We start from the raw sequence: 15819 nt of genomic DNA, 5'->3' as shown, positions 1-15819 counted from the left end.
GCGTCAGCGCAGCAGCCGCAGCAACCCCGTTAGCTTCAGCCCACCGAGCGCGAGGACGGCGTAGAGCGCCGCCGCAAGCAGGCTGAGTACGCCGAGCGCCAGCAGCTTCGGCTCGAAGGCGAAACCGGCAAGCGCCGTCTGGAGGGGCAGCGCCAGCAGGCGCGCGGCGATGCCGGCGCAGGCGGCTGCGGCCGTGACGATCAGGATCAGGCCCGGCAGCTTGCGATCCGGCCGGGTCCAGTCGCGCCGCAAAGCGAGTACGAACAGCGCCCCGACATTGATCCAGGCGCCGGCAGCGGTCGCGAGCGCAAGGCCGGGCGCGCCGAGATCGCGCCAGAGCAAAAGCTTCAGCCCGACATTCGCGGCTATCGCGGCGAGCGAGACGATCATCGGCGTTGTCGTGTCGCCGCGCGCCTGGAAGCTCGAGACCTGCGAACGGATCAGCACGATCGCCGGCAGGCCGATCGCATAGGCGAAGAGCACGGCGCCCGACGCCTGGCTCGCGGCTGCGTCGAAGCGGCCGCGCTCGAACAGGGCGGCGACGATCAGCTCGGGGATTGCGATGAAGGCGGCGGCGAAAGGCGCTGCGGCGAAGATCGTCAGCGCGATCGCCCGATTCTGCGCCTTGTCGGCCTTGGCCTCGTCGCCGGCGGCGATGGCACGGCTCATCGTCGGCAGCAGCACGGTGCCGACGCCGATGGCGATGACGCCGATCGGCAGCTGGTAGAGCCGCTCGGCATAGTAGAGCGCGGCATAGGCGCCGGCCGGCAGCAGCGAGGCGATGATCGTGTCGGCGAAGATCGCGATCTGGACGCCGGCCGAGCCGATCACAGCCGGCCCCAGCGCCTTGAGGAAGCGCTTGACCTCGCCGTCGAGCCGCGGCCGCGTCAGTACCGCCGAAACGCCTTCCCGCCGGGCAGCGAGCCAGAGGAGCAGCCATTCCAGCACGCCGGCTGCGGCGACGCCCCAGGCTGCGGCATGCGCCGCGCTCGGGAACAGGAAGGCGACGGCGAGCGCGCCGATCAGGCTGACATTGAGCAGGATCGGCGCCGCGGCGGCTGCGGCGAAGCGGTCGACCGCGTTGAGATTGGCCGAGAGCAGCGTCACCAGCGTGATGAACAAGAGATAGGGGAAGGTGATCCGGGTCAGCGCCACCGCGAGGTCGAAGCGCTGGGGATCGCCGACGAAACCGGGCGCCAGCAGGCGCACCAGCTCGGGCATGAAGGGCAGGGCGAGCCCGAGAATCACGAGCTGGACGATCAGGTTCAGCGTGAAGACACGGTCCGAGAAATGCTGCGCCGCCGCCGCGCCTGACTTCTCGCGGATGCGGGCGAAGGCCGGGATATAGGCCTGGTTGAAGGCGCCTTCGCCGAAGATGGCGCGGAAATGATTGGGCAGGCGTAGCGCCACCGAGAACGCGTCCATCAGCGGCCCGGCGCCGAGAACGGCGGCGAGCACGATGTCGCGGGCGAAGCCGGAGACGCGCGAGAGCAGCGTGAAGCCGCTGACCGAAAGGATTTTTCTCAGCATCGCTGTCCCGGGGCGCCGAAATCCGCAGCCCTCATCCCGAGGAGCCGCATAGCGGCCTCCTGCCGGATGGTCCAGTGCGGGCGTTCATTCGCGTCGTCATTGCGAGGCGCGTAGCGGCGAAGCAATCCAGAGACGGCCTGGCAAGGCTGGATTGCTTCGCTTTGCTCGCAATGACGGAAGCGGCCTCTAGCGGATCAGCGGCGGCAGGGCGTCGCCGCGCGGGTGGACGCTGTCGAGCTTCTCGAAGCCGATGCGCTCGCCGACGAGATAGAGCGGCCGGCGTTTCACCTCGGCGAAGATGCGCCCCACATATTCGCCGATCAGCCCCAGAGAGATCAGCTGGATGCCGGAGAAGAACATGATCGAGACGATCAGCGAGGGGAAGCCGGGCAGGTCGGTGCCGAAGAGCAGGGTGCGCACCGCGAAGAACAGCGCGGTCCCGGCAGCGATGATGGCGATGACGACGCCGAGCCAGGTCGCGATCTTCAGCGGCACGGTCGAGAACGAGGACAGCCCGTCGAAGGCGAAGCTGAACAGCTTGCGGAAGCGGAACTTGGTCTGGCCATGGGCGCGTTCGGCGACCTCGAAGGGCACGCCGGTGGCCGGGAAGCCGACCCAGGCATAGAGGCCCTTGGAGAAGCGGGCCCGCTCGGGCAGCGCCCGCAGCGCCTCGACCACCCTGCGGTCGAGCAGGCGGAAATCGCCGGCGCCCTCGGGCAGCTCGGTCTCGCCGAAGCTGGCGAACAGCCTGTAGAAGGCCTTGGCGAAGCCGCGCTTCAGCCGGCCTTCGCCCTCGCGGTCGGTGCGCTGGCCATAGACGTTGAGGAAGCCCTCGCGCCATTTCGCCAGGAAGACGGGAATGGTCTCCGGTGGATGCTGCAGGTCGGCATCCATGATCACCACGGCATCGCCGCTGGCATGGTCGAGCCCGGCGGCGATCGCGATCTCCTTGCCGAAATTCCGGCTGAAGGAGATGGCATTGATGCGCGGATCGGCTTCGTGCAGCAGGCGCAGGACAGAAAGCGTGCCGTCCCGGCTGCCATCGTCGACGCAGACGATCTCCCAGGAGGCGACGCAGTCATCGAGCACGCTCTTGAGGCGCTCGACCAGCAGCGGCAGGTTGTCGGCTTCGTCATGGACGGGAACGACGATGGAAAGCTCAGGCCGCCGTGGCTGGGCGGCGGGATTGGCCGAGGCGGCGAGGGGCTGCGTGGCAGACAAGGCTTTGACGACCTTAGCGCGTGGGATAGGGGGGGCGTCGTGATGGGGCGGATCGGGACGCGCACCGGCTCCGCCGGCGGCTACTTACATCACGCTCGATGAACGAGGGACAACAGACCGTCATGACCCGCGGTTTCGTGCTCTGCGCCGATGATTTCGCCATGACGGCGGGCGTCAGCCGTTCGATCCTCGAGCTGCTCGCGCAGGGCAGGCTCTCCGCCACCGGCGCGATGACGAACCGGCCGCATTGGCGCCCGCTCGCGGGAGAGCTCGCGGCCTTCTCCGGCAAGGCTGATCTTGGCCTGCACTTCAACCTGACCAGCGGTGCGCCGCTCGCTGCCATGCCGATCCTCGCTCCAGGCGGGAGCCTGCCGAAACTGGGTGGGCTGTCGCGGCTGGCGCTGGGCTCGGCGGCGGCGCGCCATGAAATCGCCGCCGAGCTTGCCCGCCAGCTCGACGCTTTCGAGGATGCGCTCGGGCGCGCGCCCGACTTCGTCGACGGCCACCAGCACGTCCATGTGCTGCCGGGCGTTCGTCGCGCCGTGCTCGACGCTATCGCGGCCCGCTATCCGCGGGGCTCGGTCTATCTACGCGATCCCGCGGATTCGGTGACGGCGATCCGCGCCCGCGGCGTGGCCGTCGGCAAGGCGCTGGTCATCGCCGGTCTCGCCTCCGGGCTGCGCCCGGCCGCGGCGCGGCGCGGAATCCCGCTCAATCACGGCTTCTCCGGTGTGTCGCCCTTCGATCCGACGCGCGATTTCGCCGCCGATCTGCCGCGCTTCTTGAAGCGGCCGGGGCCGGCGCATCTGGTGATGTGCCATCCCGGTTTCATCGACGACGAATTGCGCGCGCTGGACCCGGTTATCGGATCCCGGCCGGTCGAGCATGCCGCGCTCCTGGCCTTCGTCCCGCCGCCCGGCCTGCGCCTCGCCCGCTTTCGCGAACTCGGCTGAGATCGGCATTGTTGCACGCAATAATTGTAAAATCCCGACAAGGCGTCGCAATCGAAAATTTACCCTGTTCTGTCATCTTTCCCGCCAGCGGTCTGGCTGCGCCAGCACGGCCGCGTCGGCTGCGCCCGCAAGGAAAAGAGCAAGATGAGCTGGTTCAAGCTGCGGGCGGAGAAACCGCAGGCCACGCCACCCGCAGGGGACCCATCCGAGGAAGCTTCGGGCTCGCTCAGCAGACAGATCGCCGGTGCCGCGGTCGCGATCGTCGCGATAGCCATCGTCATCGTGGTCATCGCCGTCACACGCTACAATGACGGCAAGACGCGCAGCGATCTCGAGCAGAAGATGAATTCGCTGACCGCGATGGTGGTCAACGCCGCGCCGGCCCTGATCCTCTCCCGGGACACCACGACGCTCAGCTACATTCTGGAATCGCTGAAACGAGACCCCGACTTCGCTGCCGGCATCGTCGCCGACGACGTGGTGGCACTCGCCACCGCCGGCCGGGACGAGGATGCGCGGCTCTCGCTGACGCCGAACAACCTCGCCAGGGCGTTGGGGCGCGAGCCATGGGATGCGCTCGGCGCGCACAGCCCGCTCCAGCTCGAGGACAAGACCTACCTCACCAAGCTCCTCGTCGTGCGGGTCGGTGGTCACCAGAAGCAGATCGGCTATGTCGCGCTGCGTTTCGACAAGAGCCGCCTCGTCGCTCGCGCGGCCCGCGAGCAGCTCGTGACGATCGCGCTCGGGCTCGGTCTCCTGCTCGTGCTGGGGCCGCTGCTCTGGTTCTCGCTGTCGCGCACCATGAAGCCGCTGAAGAGCATGACGCAGGCGATCGTCAGCATCTCCGACGGCAAGCTCGACACGCCGATCGACGCGACCGGACGCCGCGACGAGATCGGCGCGATCGCCCGCGCCCTCGGCGTCCTCAAGCTGCGCCTCGGCGAGCGCGCCACGCTGCAGGAGCAGCAGTTCGTGACCGAAACCGAGCGCCGCCAGCGCCAGCAGCATGTCGACGAGGCGATCGCGATGTTTCGGGGCGAGGTCGGCATCGCGCTCGAAGCGTTCAAGAGCAACGCCGACCGGATGGGTGAGGCCTCGGGCGGGCTTGCGCAGGTTGCAGCCGAGTCCTCCGAGCGCGCCGCCCGCGCCGCGCAGACCTCGCAGGGCGCTTCCGCCAATGTCGAGAGTGCCGCCCAGGCCGCCGAGGAGATGGGAGCTGCGATCCGCGAGGTCGAGTCGCAGGTTCGTCGTGTCCGCACCGAGATCGTCGAGGCGGCTTCTGCCTCGCGCGATACGGCCGGGTCGGTCCATGCGCTGGATGAGACCGCCCGCGCCATCGGCGAAGTCGTCAATCTGATCCGCGATATCGCCGCCCAGACCAATCTGCTCGCCCTCAATGCCACGATCGAGGCCGCCCGGGCCGGAGAGGCGGGGCGCGGCTTCGCCGTCGTCGCCGCCGAGGTGAAGAGCCTCGCGTCCCAGACCGCCGATGCCACGGACCGCATCGTCGCCCAGGTCAGCGCTATCCAGGGCGCGACGGGGGAGGTCGTCGGCGCGATCCAGAACATCGCCAGCCGCATGGGTGCCATCGAGAGCTTTGCCAACGCGGTCGCGACCACGGTCGAACAGCAGGCGATCGCCACTGGCGAGATCGCCAGCGGCGTCGCCATGGCGAGCACTTCCGCTCTGTCGGTGTCGAGCGACCTTTGCGTGCTGGCCGACAGCGTCGAGGAAACCGGCCGCTCGGCGGAACAGGTCCGCCACGCCGCCGGCGAGGTCTCGGCCCAGGCGATGCGGCTCGATTCGACTGTGGACCAGTTCCTCAAGCGCGTTGCCGTCTAGAGCGTCCCGAGCTTCTCTGAAGCGCGGGACGCTCTAGCTCTTTGTTTTATCGCATTGTCTTCACGCGAACCGGTATCCACTTCGCTCGAAAATGCTCTAAAGGCCGGCCGCACCGGAAACGAAAACGGGGCCCGCGAGGGCCCCGTTCCGTTTTGATCGCTTCTGGCCGGATCAGGCCTTGGCGCCGTCATAGAGCTCGGCGACGTAGTCCCAGTTCACCAGGCTCTCGAGGAAGGCCTTGAGATAGTCGGGCCGGCGGTTGCGGTAGTCGATGTAGTAGGAGTGCTCCCAGACGTCGACGCCGAGGATCGGGGTCGCGCCATGGACCAGCGGGCTCTCGCCGTTCGGGGTCTTGCTGACGGCGAGCTTGCCGCCCTTGACCTCGAGCCAGGCCCAGCCCGAACCGAACTGGCCGACGCCGGCGGCGACGAAGTCTTCCTTAAACTTGTCGACCGAGCCGAACGAATCGACGATCGCCTTATCGAGCGCGCCCGGCAGCTTGCCGCCGCCATTCGGCTTCATCCACTTCCAGAAATGCAGGTGGTTGTAGTGCTGGCCGGCATTGTTGAAGACAGCCGGGTTCTTGCCGTACGAGGTCTTGACGATCTCCTCGAGCGACCTGCCCTCGAACTCGGTGCCCTTGATCGCATTGTTGCCGTTGTTGACATAGGCAAGGTGATGCTTGTCGTGGTGGTACTCCAGCGTCTCCTTCGACATGAAGGGCTGCAGCGCATCATGGGCATAGGGAAGATCGGGCAGGGTAAAGGACATAGGGCCTCTCCTTGGGGCTGTCGAAATCGCGACGTGAGAATGGCTGCAATGATGTATCGCTAGAGCCGTCAGGCCCGGCGGAACGTCCGCCATTCCCCCGTTAGTTAAGCCGCGAAGGCGGCAGCGGCAACCGGCAAGCGGAGAGATCGTGGCAGCGCGGGTGCGGCTTGACTTGGGCTTTGCGGTGCGCAGCTCCGCTCGCTTGGTTGGCAATAACCGGCTGTATCGATAGTTTAACCATGAGGCGGCAAGCTGTCGCAGGACTCTGCCGTCTCGAAGGAGCGAGCGTTTGGTCAAGTTGTTCGTGGTTCTCGGGCTCGCCCTGTTGGTTGGCGGCGCCTATGCCATCTTCGATGGCTGGCCCTATCGGGTCTTGGAGCGAGGGTTCACCGAGGTCATCCTCGGCGCGCTTTCATTCGCGGCCGGTCTGCTCATGCTGTCCGCGGCGGCGATCCTCGCCGAAATCCGCAGGCTGAAGGCGCTGGTCGCCGGCGCAATGACCGCAGTCGCGCTCGGCGGCGGGCGCTCCGGCGAGCCGGCTTCGGTCCCGGCCCCCGCGCCCGTCCTTCCGCGCGACGAGCCGCCGGCTGCGGCACCGACGCCGGGCCTCGGGACTGCGGCCATCGCCACCGGCGCTGGAGCGATCGCGCTTGGTGGAGCGCTCGCTGGACTGTCGAAGCCCGAAAAGTCCGAGAAGTCCGCCTATGACGGCGAGGAGGCAGTGGAGGATGCCGAGCCGGCTGGCCCCACGCCGTCACCGGACGACGAAAAAGCCGCGCCGGCCGTCGCAGTGGCCGAGGCCGAGCCCGAGCCCGAGCCTGAGCCTAGCGCAGGGCACGACGACTGGCTGCTGCCGCCTGCTTCATGGCGGGACCCCCGACCGCAGGACGGGGACGACGCTGCCGAGAAGGTCGAGCCCGACTTCTTCGAGGCTGCTCTGCTGCCGACGCCGCCCGTGGAGCCAGAGTCCGCACAGCGCGAGACGCTGGTGGAATATGGCTCCGAGGCTGACGCAGAGCCCGAACCCGAATCCGAGCCCGTCTCGGAGGACCAGACGGAGCTGGCGTTCGAGCCGTCTTCCGAGGTGCCGGAAGACGAGGTGAAGCCTGACGACATGACAAAGGAGCCCGCGCGCGAACCGGGGCCGATGTGGTGGCCGCAGGTCGACCGGGCCGCCGACGAGCCCAAGCAGGAAAAGGCCGGGCACGATTTCGACGACTTCAGCGCGCTGCGCGAGCAGCTGAACGACGCGCTCGCGACGCCCGGGAAGGTCCCCGAGGTCGAGCCGCCAAAGCGCTCGCTCGATGCGGTCAGCAGCTGGATGGCGCCGCGTGCATGGCCGCCGGTGACCCAGCCGCGCAGCAGCGACGTGCTGGATGCCCTCGAAGAGCCGGCCGCAGCCGCTGCGGGCGAGATTCCTCCGCTCGTCGAAGAGATACCCGACGTGGCGCCCGAGCCGGCGCCGTCCGCGGAGGACGAGCCGGCCATCGCGGTCGAGCCGGAAGCGCAAGAGGACGCTGCCGAAGCAGAAGCGCAGGAGCCCGCGCCTGCGGAAGCCGAGGCGCCCGCTCGCGCGGCGGACAAGCCCTCCGCTTCCAATGAAGGCGTCGTCGGCGCCTACCAGGTCGGCGAGACGCATTTCACCATCTACGCCGATGGCTCGATCCAGGCGCGTACGCCCGATGGCGATTATGTCTTCGGCTCGATGGACGAGCTCAAGACCTATCTCGCCAGCGAGAAGAGCCGGCTCGAATCCGGGCCCCGCTGAGCGTCGGGCCCGGCGACATTGCCGCCGGGCGATTGGCCGGCTTCAGCGCCTGCTTGGCCCGGGGAGGGCACGGCAGGCAGGCGTCGGGCTATGCCTGCCGCTGCCAGCCGCCATTCGCCGCGGTGATCGCGAAGGCATAGGCGAGCGCCGTTTCCTTCAGCGAGTCGAAGCGGCCGGCCGAGCCGGCGTGCCCGGCCTCCATATTGGTGTGCAGCAGGACCGGCCCGCCGCCGGTCATGGTCGCGCGGAGGCGCGCCACCCATTTCGCCGGCTCCCAATAGGTGACGCGCGGATCGGTCAGCCCGCCCATGGCGAGGATCGGGGGATAGGCCTGGGCCCGCACATTGTCATAGGGTGAATAGGCCTTGATCCAGTGGAACGCCGCCTCGTCGCGGATCGGATCGCCCCATTCAGGCCATTCCATCGGCGTCAGCGGCAGGCTCTCGTCGAGGATGGTGTTGAGCACGTCGACGAAGGGCACTTCGGCAATGATGCCGGAGAACAGATCGGGCGCGAGATTGGCGACGGCGCCCATCAGCATGCCGCCGGCGCTGCCGCCTTGCGCCACGATGTGGCCGCGCGAAGTATAGCCCTCCGCCGCCAGCATCTCGCCGGCCGCGATGAAGTCGGTGAAGCTGTTCGGCTTGTTCTCGCGCTTGCCGTCGAGATACCAGCGCCAGCCCTTGTCGGTGCCGCCGCGGATATGGGCGATCGCATAGACGAAGCCACGATCGACGAGGCTCAAGGGGCGGGTTCGGAAAGAAGCCGACATCGCCGAGCCATAGGAGCCGTAGCCATAGAGCAGGCAGGGCGCCGAGCCATCGAGCACGAGGCCGCGCTTGTGAAGCAGCGAGACCGGCACCTTGGCGCCGTCCTTCGCGGTGGCGAAGATCCGGCGCACGACATAGGCGTCCGGATCATGGCCTGAAGGCACTTCCTGCCGCTTGAGCAAGGTACGTGCGCCGGTCACCATGTCGAAGTCGAAGGTTTCCGCCGGGCGCGCCATCGAGGCATAGATGAAGCGGATGCTGTCGGTGTCGAATTCGTATCCGGGATCCATGCCGAGGCCATAGGCTTCCTCGGGGAAGGCGATCGTGCTCTCGGCCCCGCTGGCGAGGTCCCGGATCACCAGGCGCGGCAGGCCGTCCTCGCGCTCCAGGCGCAGCAGGCGGCCGCGCAGGCACAGGTGGTTGAGGATCAGCCGGCCGGGCTTGTGCGGCACGAGATCGATCCAGCGCTCCGGCGAGGGATCGTCGAGCGCCGCCCGCACGATCTTGAAGTCCTCGGCACCGTCGGCATTGGTCAGGATCAGCAGCTCTTCGCCATGGTGCTCGATCGCATATTGCCGCCCGGTCTGGCGCGCGGCGACGAGCCGAGGCTGGCCGTCCACCGCCGCAAGGTCGACGATGCGGACCTCGGAGGTTTCGTGGTCGCTGCTCGAGATCAGCAGGTAGCGATGCGACTGCGTCTCGTCGATGTCGACGAACAGGCCCGGATCGGTTTCCTCGTAGAGCAGCTCGTCGTCGCCTTGGGATGTGCCGAGCCGATGGCGCAGCACACGCGTCGGCCGGTGATCGGCATCGAGCGCGACATAGACGAAGGCGCTGGCATCTTGCGTCCAGATCACCTCGCCGCTGGTGTCGCGGATCTCGTCGGGCAGGTCCTTCCCGCTCGCAAGGTCGCGCACGCGGATCAGGTAGAGTTCGGAGCCGGCCTCGTCGGCGCTCCAGGCGAGCAGATGATGGTCGGGGCTGTGCGCGGCATCGCCGAGGTCGAAGAACTCCTTGCCTTCGGCGAGGCTGTCGGCGTCGAGCATGATCTGCTCGCGGCCGGGCTTGCCGGCGCTATTCCCTGTAGCTTTGCCCTTGCCCTGGCGCGGCTTGCGGCAGATCAACGGGTGCTCGCCGCCGCGCCGGTAGCGTTGATAATAGAGGAACGGGCCGTCGGGCTGCGGCAATTCGCTGTCGTCTTCCTTGATGCGCCCGCGCATTTCCTTGACGAGTTCACGCTGCAGCGCCTTGGTCGGCTTCATCAGCCGCTCGCACCAGGCGTTCTCCGCCTCGATATAGGCGCGGATGTCGGCAGGCAGGACCGCCGGGTCGCGCAGCACGTCGCGCCAGTTCTCCGCCTTCAGCCAGGCATAGTCGTCGGTGAGGGCGACGCCGTGCACTGTCCGATGCTGCGGGCGCGCTTCGGCGCGGGGCGGGGTAGCAGTGGCTTTTCCAGGCATGGTCCGTCTCGAAGCGCGGCGTTGCGGTCATTCGCCGCGTCGTTGCTCGATATCGGGACGTTGCGGCAGGTCCCGGAGTCGTAGAGCCGCGCAAAAGGGCTGGCAAGACAACCATTCCGCGTGGCCATTCGCGCCATTGCACATTCTGGTCGAGCCGCTGCACATTCTGGTTACCATGCCGATTGCAAGAAGCGCCAATACTGGGCATGAATAAACGTATTCGAAATGATCACTGCCACTTGCGATGTCATCTTTGTTGGATTAGACGATTGCACGACTGATCCGTTTTGCACGATTCTATGTCCGGCAGAATTCGACCTGCTGCCGGTGCAGGTTCCGGCAGGCGTTCGCGCCACGTAAACAGAGCGGGCACAGTCACCGATACGCCCGGTTCAAAAAAACAACGGAGCAACGCCGCCATGGCTGATCACGACGGTTCGGACTTTATCGAGCTTACAGCAGATATCGTTTCCGCCTACGTCTCGAACAATTCGGTTCCAGCCTCGGAATTGCCGGCGCTGATCAACGACGTCCATGCGGCTCTGAGCCGCGTCGTTGGCGGTGCAGCCCCAGTCGTCCCGGCCGAAGCGCCGAAGCCCGCGATCGCGGTCAAGAAGTCGATTACGGCCGACTTCCTGATCTGCCTGGAGGACGGCAAGAAGTTCAAGTCGCTGAAGCGGCATCTGCGTACGCAGTACAACATGTCCCCCGAGCAGTACCGCGAGAAGTGGGGCCTCCCGCCCGACTATCCGATGGTCGCGCCGAACTATGCCGAGGCGCGCTCGCAGCTCGCCAAAAAGATGGGCCTCGGCCAGCAGCGCCGCAAGCGCCGCTGAGGGAGCCTGCCGCGAGCCCTCGCGCAGAAGCGGATTCCGTCAAGGGATTCATGTCGAGCCGCCGGCTGTGCCGGCGGCTTTGTCGTTTGGAGCGCCCCTGCCAGGATATGGCAGGAGGATATCCCCGGCCTTGCTGGCGCCCTTGAAAATCCAGAAATAGGAATATAGTCCTGTGTTCGCTGTCCCCGATCGCGCCAGACGATCGCAATGTGGAAGTGAACATAGCATGAACATTGAGTTCGCCAATGGGCCCGATCCCTTGTCCCGCAGCGCCGGGGCGAGGCTCGCCGAGGCGGCCGTCTGTGCGGCGCTCTGCCTGCCGCCGGCCGCGCTGCGGCAAGGCCGGCGCGGTGTGAGCCGCGTCGCCTTCGGCCGGCAGATCGCGATGTACCTCACCCATGTCAGCTTCGGGCTGAACTTCAGCCAGGTCGGTCTCACCTTCGGTCGCGACCGGACGACCGTGCGTCATGCCTGTGCGCTGGTCGAAGACAGGCGCAGCGAGCCCGGTTTCGAGCTCGCGCTCGTGGCACTGGAGGCTGCGCTGGCGCTGAGACATCGGTCACTGGCGCCGGAGGCGGGCCGATGAGCGCGGGCGCGGTGGCCGGGGCGCCTCCGGAGCGCCTGCTGCAACACCTTCGGCAGGCTGGGGCGTTCGCTGCTGAATCTCCTTTCGGCTGCGGCCGCATCGCGCTCTATCGGACCGTGGGCGCGGCGACCCTCGGAGCCGGGTACGCGCCGCCCGAACAGGCGGCGGCACTGGTCGAGGCTGGTCTCGCCGTCTGGCTTGGTAGCGGCAAGGCCCGCCGCCTGCAGCTTGCCGAAACCCGCCCCGTCGCGCTGACCGATGTGATGATCGAGGGCGAAGTGCGGAAAGTCGCCCTGAACGAGCGCGAAAGCCCGCTGCTCTGGCTGCACCGTCGGCCTGGCAGGGACGGCAGACCGCAGATCTCGGCCGCGGAATTCGCCGCCGGCGAGCGCTTCCGGGCCGACCTCACGCTGGCGCAGATGCTGCCGCGCGTAACCGTGAACTGGGATGCCGGGCTGGCTGCGGGAACCCATGCCTCGTCGCATGGCCCGGCCAGCGCCTCGGATGCCAGCCTGGCGGCGCGCCAGCGTGTTCGACAGGCCTGCAAGCGCCTCGGCCCCGAGCTGTCCGGGCTCGCGATCGACGTCTGCGGCTTTCTCAAGGGGCTGGACGAGGTCGAGCGCGAGCGAGGTTGGCCTTCGCGCTCGGGCAAGGTCGTGCTGCGCCTGGCTCTGGCGGCCTTGGCCGAACACTACGGCCTGGCGCGCAAGGTCGGCCGCCATCCCGTCGCGCACTATGCCTGGCAGGCCGTGGATGCCCGCCCGGTGTTTCCTTCGCCGGGCTGAAGCTTGGTCAGGCGAGGGCGGCGCGGGCGTCGTTCTTGATCCGCTCGATCATCGAGCGCACCCCGTTCGAGCGCTGTGGCGTGAGATGGGCGGCAAGGCCCAGTCGCTCATAGATGCCGAAGGCGTCGGTTGCCAGGATTTCGGCGGCGCTGCGACCGGAGTGGATCGCCAGCGCCAGCGCTACGAGGCCGCGCACGATATGGGCATCGCTGTCGCCGCGGAAATGCAGCAGGGTCGCCTCGCCGGGGCCACCCTCACGCGTCGTCTCGAGCCAGACCTGGCTGGCGCAGCCACGGACCTTGTTGGCGTCGCTATAGGCTTCCTGCGGCAGCGGCGCGAGCGTGCGCCCGAGCTCGATCAGGTAGCGGTAGCGATCGTCCCATTCGTCCAGGACCTCGAAATTGGCAATGATCTCGTCGAGGTTTTCGCTCATCGGCCGTCGCTCACCTTGCAGGCCGCCGGCGGGGGAGGCGGTCTGGCCGGCTGTCTTCGGCGCGCGGCCCTTCGAGGTCAAGCGTCAGCGCTGCGACGTTTGCGCCTCGCCATTGCGGCTCGTCGCGGCGGCCGCCGCCAGCGCCAGCACCCGGGCGCGTGTCTCGGGCTCCAGCCCGGCCAGCACCTCGGCCGCCTCGCGCAGGCTGGTCGCGCCTTGCAGCACCGCCTTGGGGTCTATCTGCGCCAGCACGGAGATGGCGGCCTTCGCATCGAAAGGCGCAGCCTCCGGCTCGCTCTTCGTGCCATGCACCGGCGAGTACATGGCGATCGCCCCGATCAGGGCCATGCTTCGCAATAGATAGGCCATCATCGTCCCCGTCGCTAGCGCGGGGCGTCCCGGCCCCGACGTTGCGACCTTAGAACACGGGTCGAAACATCGGGTGTGCCGGACGGTCGCAATTTGAATCAAAGACCGTGTTTGCTCTTCAGTTTCCATTCACCTTGCTGGCAACAAGCGAAACCTCGGAGAATTTTGGCTGATGAGAGCTAGGTGATTGAAAATAAAAGATATAAATCTCGCTTCCCTTACGCCCGTCGCCGCTAGGTGGGCTTTCGCCTTAAGTCCCGCTTAAATGCGGGCCGCGAGGATCGCTCCCAACAAGGCCCGGCTTTTCGTCGCCGGCCGGCAGAGGTTGAGCGTTTGCGGTTCTCCAGCATGATGACGGCGGTCAGGGCGCAGGTCGCGGCGATGGTTCATCCATCGGCGCTGCCGAATTCGCTCGAACGCATGCGGCATGAGCGCTTCATGCTGACCCGCCTGGCGATCGGCGCCGGCGGGCTCAGTCTGGTGCCGGCCTATATCGCCTGGCGCGGCCGCCTCGATTCGTTCGAGACCCTGATGCTGATGGCGCTCGGGCTGCCGCTGCTGGCGGTTTTCGTGCTGTCGCGCACCGGCCGTCTCGACGCCGCACATTGCATTTCCGCGGCGGCGCTGACGCTTCTCATCGTGGCGCTTGCCTGCATGACCGGTGGCGCGACCTCGCCACTACTGCTTTGGCTCGCCGCTGTCCCGGCGCAGGCGATGTTCTTGGGCTCGCGGCCCTATGTTGCGCGCGCCAGTGCCCTCGCCGCGATCGGGCTCGGCAGCGTCGTCGCGCTCCAGAGCTGGGGCGTCGTGGGCGAGCCCGCGCCCTGGATTGTCGCGGCGATGCCACTCTTTGCCGCCGTCGCGATCCTGCACGCGCTGCTGATCGCCGCGGCCTTTCTGCGCCGGCGCGATGACGAGGTGCGCGAGCACCGCGCCTCGGATGCCCGCGCCCGCCTGATGCTGGAGCATGTCGGCGACCTCGTGACGTGGCACGATCTGGGCGGCGCCGTCGTCTTCGCCAATGAGGCGGCGCGTGCCCTGACCGGCTCCGAGCCGTCGCAACTGCACGGCAAGGGCCTGTTCGAGCGCGTCCACATCGCCGATCGCCCGCTCTTCCTCAAGGCGCTCAGTGATGCCGCCCATGGACCGGGGCGGGCCAGTGCCTGCTTCCGCGTGCTGTTCATCGCCAACCGTCCCGGCGAGCCCGCGGGCGTGCCGACCGTGCGCTGGCTCGAGCTCAATGCCCGGCGGATCGATCAGGCGGGTGCGCGCTTCGGTGCGGCCGTGGTCTGCGTCACCCGCGATGTCACCGACCGCCGCGTCCATGACGAAGAGCGCGAGCGGCACCATGCCGAGGCCGTCAGGGCGAGCGACGTCAAGGGCCAGTTCCTCGCGACCGTCAGCCATGAGCTGCGCACGCCGCTGAACGCCATCATCGGCTTTTCGGAGATGCTCAGCGGAGACCTCGCCAGCGGCCTCGACGCCGAGCGCCGCAAGGAATACGCGACGATCATCCATGATTCCGGGCACCATCTGCTCGACGTCGTCAACACGCTGCTCGACGTCTCCAAGATCGAGAGCGGGGCAATGACCATCGAGCAGGCGCCGCTCGATGTCGCCAAGCTCGCCGAGGATTGCTGCTCCCTGGTCGCACTCAAGGCCCAGTCCGGCCAGGTGACACTGGAGCGCGTGCTCGGACCCGACCTGCCGCCGCTGCTCGGCGATCGACGCGCCCTCAAGCAGGTGATGCTCAACCTGCTCTCGAATGCGGTGAAATTCACCCGCCCCGGTGGCCGCGTGACCCTTGCCGTCGTGCGCGATGGCGGCATGATCGACCTCTCGATCTCCGATACCGGCATCGGTATCGCCGCAGCGGATTTGCCGCGGCTGGGCGATCCCTTCTTCCAGGCCAAGTCCTCCTATGATCGTGCCTATGACGGCACCGGTCTCGGACTCTCCGTCGTGCGCGGGCTCGTCGGCCTGCATGGCGGCACGCTCAGCATCGAGAGTGCGCCCGGCGTCGGCACCCGCGTCGCCGTTCGCCTGCCGCTGGCCGGCATCGCCGCTGCCTGCGAGCCGGTCCGCATCGCCACCCATGCCCGCGCCCCGCGCCGCGGTCTTGAAACCAAGCAGCCCTTTCGCCTGACCGCCTGATCGAGAGCCGAGAAGATGTCCGCAACGCTCGCCGCCCGCGCCCGCAACGATGCGACGCTGTCCATGCCGCCGCGCCGAGCCGGCGGCGGCAAGCGCCAGGCTTCCATGTCGAGCCGGCTGATGCGCTGGCTCGGCCGCAAGCCCGGCAGGGCTGTCATCATCTTGCTGTTCACTGCGGTCGCTGCGGCGATCACGCTCAACGCGCTGCTCTTCCAGAAGGTACGCCACCCGGCGCCGATTCTGTCGGCGCCCTCGGCCAGCCCTCCGCCGGCTCGCGCGACCGAACGCCGTGCCGACATGCCCGCCGCTCAGCCGCAGTCGCAGCCGGCAGCGCCGCAGGG

The 15819-nt window shown here is 67.8% G+C and carries 13 protein-coding genes and 1 pseudogene; 8 read left to right on the top strand and 6 right to left on the bottom strand.

Features of this window, described 5'->3' with window-relative positions; all coding sequences use genetic code 11:
• Positions 1 to 3: 3 nt before the first annotated feature.
• The gene (murJ, locus tag RKE40_RS12510) at positions 4 to 1530 is read right to left on the bottom strand and encodes a murein biosynthesis integral membrane protein MurJ (RefSeq protein ID WP_316018575.1); all 1527 of its coding nucleotides are present in this window, start codon (positions 1528 to 1530) and stop codon (positions 4 to 6) included.
• Between the two features lie 186 nt (positions 1531 to 1716).
• A complete protein-coding gene (locus tag RKE40_RS12505) occupies positions 1717 to 2751 on the bottom strand; it encodes a glycosyltransferase family 2 protein (RefSeq protein ID WP_316018574.1) in 1035 nt (344 codons plus the stop codon).
• 122 nt (positions 2752 to 2873) lie between these two features.
• Here RKE40_RS12505 and RKE40_RS12500 point away from each other — a divergent pair, with 122 nt between their 5' ends.
• Together RKE40_RS12500 and RKE40_RS12495 are read left to right on the top strand one after the other, a co-directional pair.
• Positions 2874 to 3704, top strand: coding sequence for a ChbG/HpnK family deacetylase (locus RKE40_RS12500; RefSeq protein ID WP_316018573.1), 831 nt, complete (start codon positions 2874 to 2876; stop codon positions 3702 to 3704).
• 144 nt (positions 3705 to 3848) lie between these two features.
• Positions 3849 to 5546 (top strand): methyl-accepting chemotaxis protein, encoded by a 1698-nt coding sequence (locus tag RKE40_RS12495; protein ID WP_316018572.1) that lies wholly within the window; start codon positions 3849 to 3851, stop codon positions 5544 to 5546.
• A 171-nt stretch (positions 5547 to 5717) separates the two neighbouring features.
• Here the strand turns inward: RKE40_RS12495 and RKE40_RS12490 are convergent, their stop codons facing one another.
• A complete protein-coding gene (locus RKE40_RS12490) occupies positions 5718 to 6317 on the bottom strand; it encodes a superoxide dismutase (protein ID WP_316018571.1) in 600 nt (199 codons plus the stop codon).
• Positions 6318 to 6606: 289 nt separating this feature from the next.
• Between RKE40_RS12490 and RKE40_RS12485 the strand changes: the two genes are divergently transcribed.
• Complete coding sequence (locus tag RKE40_RS12485) at positions 6607 to 8085, top strand: hypothetical protein (protein ID WP_316018570.1); 1479 nt, start codon at positions 6607 to 6609, stop codon at positions 8083 to 8085.
• A gap of 88 nt (positions 8086 to 8173) precedes the next feature.
• Here RKE40_RS12485 and RKE40_RS12480 read toward each other — a convergent pair whose 3' ends face one another.
• A complete protein-coding gene (locus RKE40_RS12480) occupies positions 8174 to 10315 on the bottom strand; it encodes a S9 family peptidase (protein ID WP_316018569.1) in 2142 nt (713 codons plus the stop codon).
• Between the two features lie 419 nt (positions 10316 to 10734).
• On the opposite strand from RKE40_RS12480, the gene RKE40_RS12475 reads away from it, so the two are divergent.
• The 3 genes from RKE40_RS12475 to RKE40_RS12465 all read left to right on the top strand — a co-directional run bounded on the left by RKE40_RS12475 (position 10735) and on the right by RKE40_RS12465 (position 12522).
• Positions 10735 to 11151 carry a Ros/MucR family transcriptional regulator gene (locus tag RKE40_RS12475; RefSeq protein WP_316018568.1) on the top strand — a complete coding sequence of 139 codons (417 nt, stop codon included), beginning with the start codon at positions 10735 to 10737 and terminating at the stop codon, positions 11149 to 11151.
• 226 nt (positions 11152 to 11377) lie between these two features.
• Entirely contained in the window at positions 11378 to 11737 is a 360-nt protein-coding gene (locus tag RKE40_RS12470) for a helix-turn-helix domain-containing protein (RefSeq protein ID WP_316018567.1), read from the top strand.
• Positions 11734 to 12522: a DUF6456 domain-containing protein gene (locus RKE40_RS12465; RefSeq protein ID WP_316018566.1), complete on the top strand. Its 789-nt coding sequence runs from the start codon at positions 11734 to 11736 to the stop codon at positions 12520 to 12522. Before RKE40_RS12470 ends, RKE40_RS12465 begins: the two co-directional genes overlap by 4 nt.
• A 7-nt stretch (positions 12523 to 12529) precedes the next feature.
• On the opposite strand, the gene RKE40_RS12460 is transcribed toward RKE40_RS12465, so the two are convergent.
• Positions 12530 to 12955 carry a SufE family protein gene (locus RKE40_RS12460; protein WP_316018565.1) on the bottom strand — a complete coding sequence of 142 codons (426 nt, stop codon included), beginning with the start codon at positions 12953 to 12955 and terminating at the stop codon, positions 12530 to 12532.
• Between the two features lie 84 nt (positions 12956 to 13039).
• On the bottom strand, positions 13040 to 13324 hold the full coding sequence (locus RKE40_RS12455) for a hypothetical protein (RefSeq protein WP_316018564.1): 285 nt from the start codon (positions 13322 to 13324) through the stop codon (positions 13040 to 13042).
• Positions 13325 to 13672: 348 nt separating this feature from the next.
• Here RKE40_RS12455 and RKE40_RS12450 point away from each other — a divergent pair, with 348 nt between their 5' ends.
• Complete coding sequence (locus tag RKE40_RS12450; protein ID WP_316018563.1) at positions 13673 to 15478, top strand: ATP-binding protein; 1806 nt, start codon at positions 13673 to 13675, stop codon at positions 15476 to 15478.
• Between the two features lie 15 nt (positions 15479 to 15493).
• Positions 15494 to 15819: pseudogene (locus tag RKE40_RS12445) on the top strand (hypothetical protein); the annotation flags it as partial.

The sequence above is a fragment of the Allobosea rubneri genome (assembly GCF_032464875.1).
GTDB classification, from domain to species: domain Bacteria; phylum Pseudomonadota; class Alphaproteobacteria; order Rhizobiales; family Beijerinckiaceae; genus Allobosea; species Allobosea rubneri.
The sequence above is the reverse complement of the archived record's forward strand: the minus strand, read 5'-3'. Positions and strand labels throughout refer to the sequence as shown.

Coding starts and splice junctions, on each gene's coding strand:
- RKE40_RS12475 (WP_316018568.1), top strand. CDS start 10,735: ATGGCTGATCACGACGGTTCGGACTTTATCGAGCTTACAGCAGATATC.
- RKE40_RS12460 (WP_316018565.1), bottom strand. CDS start 12,955: ATGAGCGAAAACCTCGACGAGATCATTGCCAATTTCGAGGTCCTGGAC.
- RKE40_RS12465 (WP_316018566.1), top strand. CDS start 11,734: ATGAGCGCGGGCGCGGTGGCCGGGGCGCCTCCGGAGCGCCTGCTGCAA.
- RKE40_RS12490 (WP_316018571.1), bottom strand. CDS start 6,317: ATGTCCTTTACCCTGCCCGATCTTCCCTATGCCCATGATGCGCTGCAG.
- murJ (WP_316018575.1), bottom strand. CDS start 1,530: ATGCTGAGAAAAATCCTTTCGGTCAGCGGCTTCACGCTGCTCTCGCGC.
- RKE40_RS12480 (WP_316018569.1), bottom strand. CDS start 10,315: ATGCCTGGAAAAGCCACTGCTACCCCGCCCCGCGCCGAAGCGCGCCCG.
- RKE40_RS12455 (WP_316018564.1), bottom strand. CDS start 13,324: ATGGCCTATCTATTGCGAAGCATGGCCCTGATCGGGGCGATCGCCATG.
- RKE40_RS12470 (WP_316018567.1), top strand. CDS start 11,378: ATGAACATTGAGTTCGCCAATGGGCCCGATCCCTTGTCCCGCAGCGCC.
- RKE40_RS12450 (WP_316018563.1), top strand. CDS start 13,673: ATGATGACGGCGGTCAGGGCGCAGGTCGCGGCGATGGTTCATCCATCG.
- RKE40_RS12500 (WP_316018573.1), top strand. CDS start 2,874: ATGACCCGCGGTTTCGTGCTCTGCGCCGATGATTTCGCCATGACGGCG.
- RKE40_RS12495 (WP_316018572.1), top strand. CDS start 3,849: ATGAGCTGGTTCAAGCTGCGGGCGGAGAAACCGCAGGCCACGCCACCC.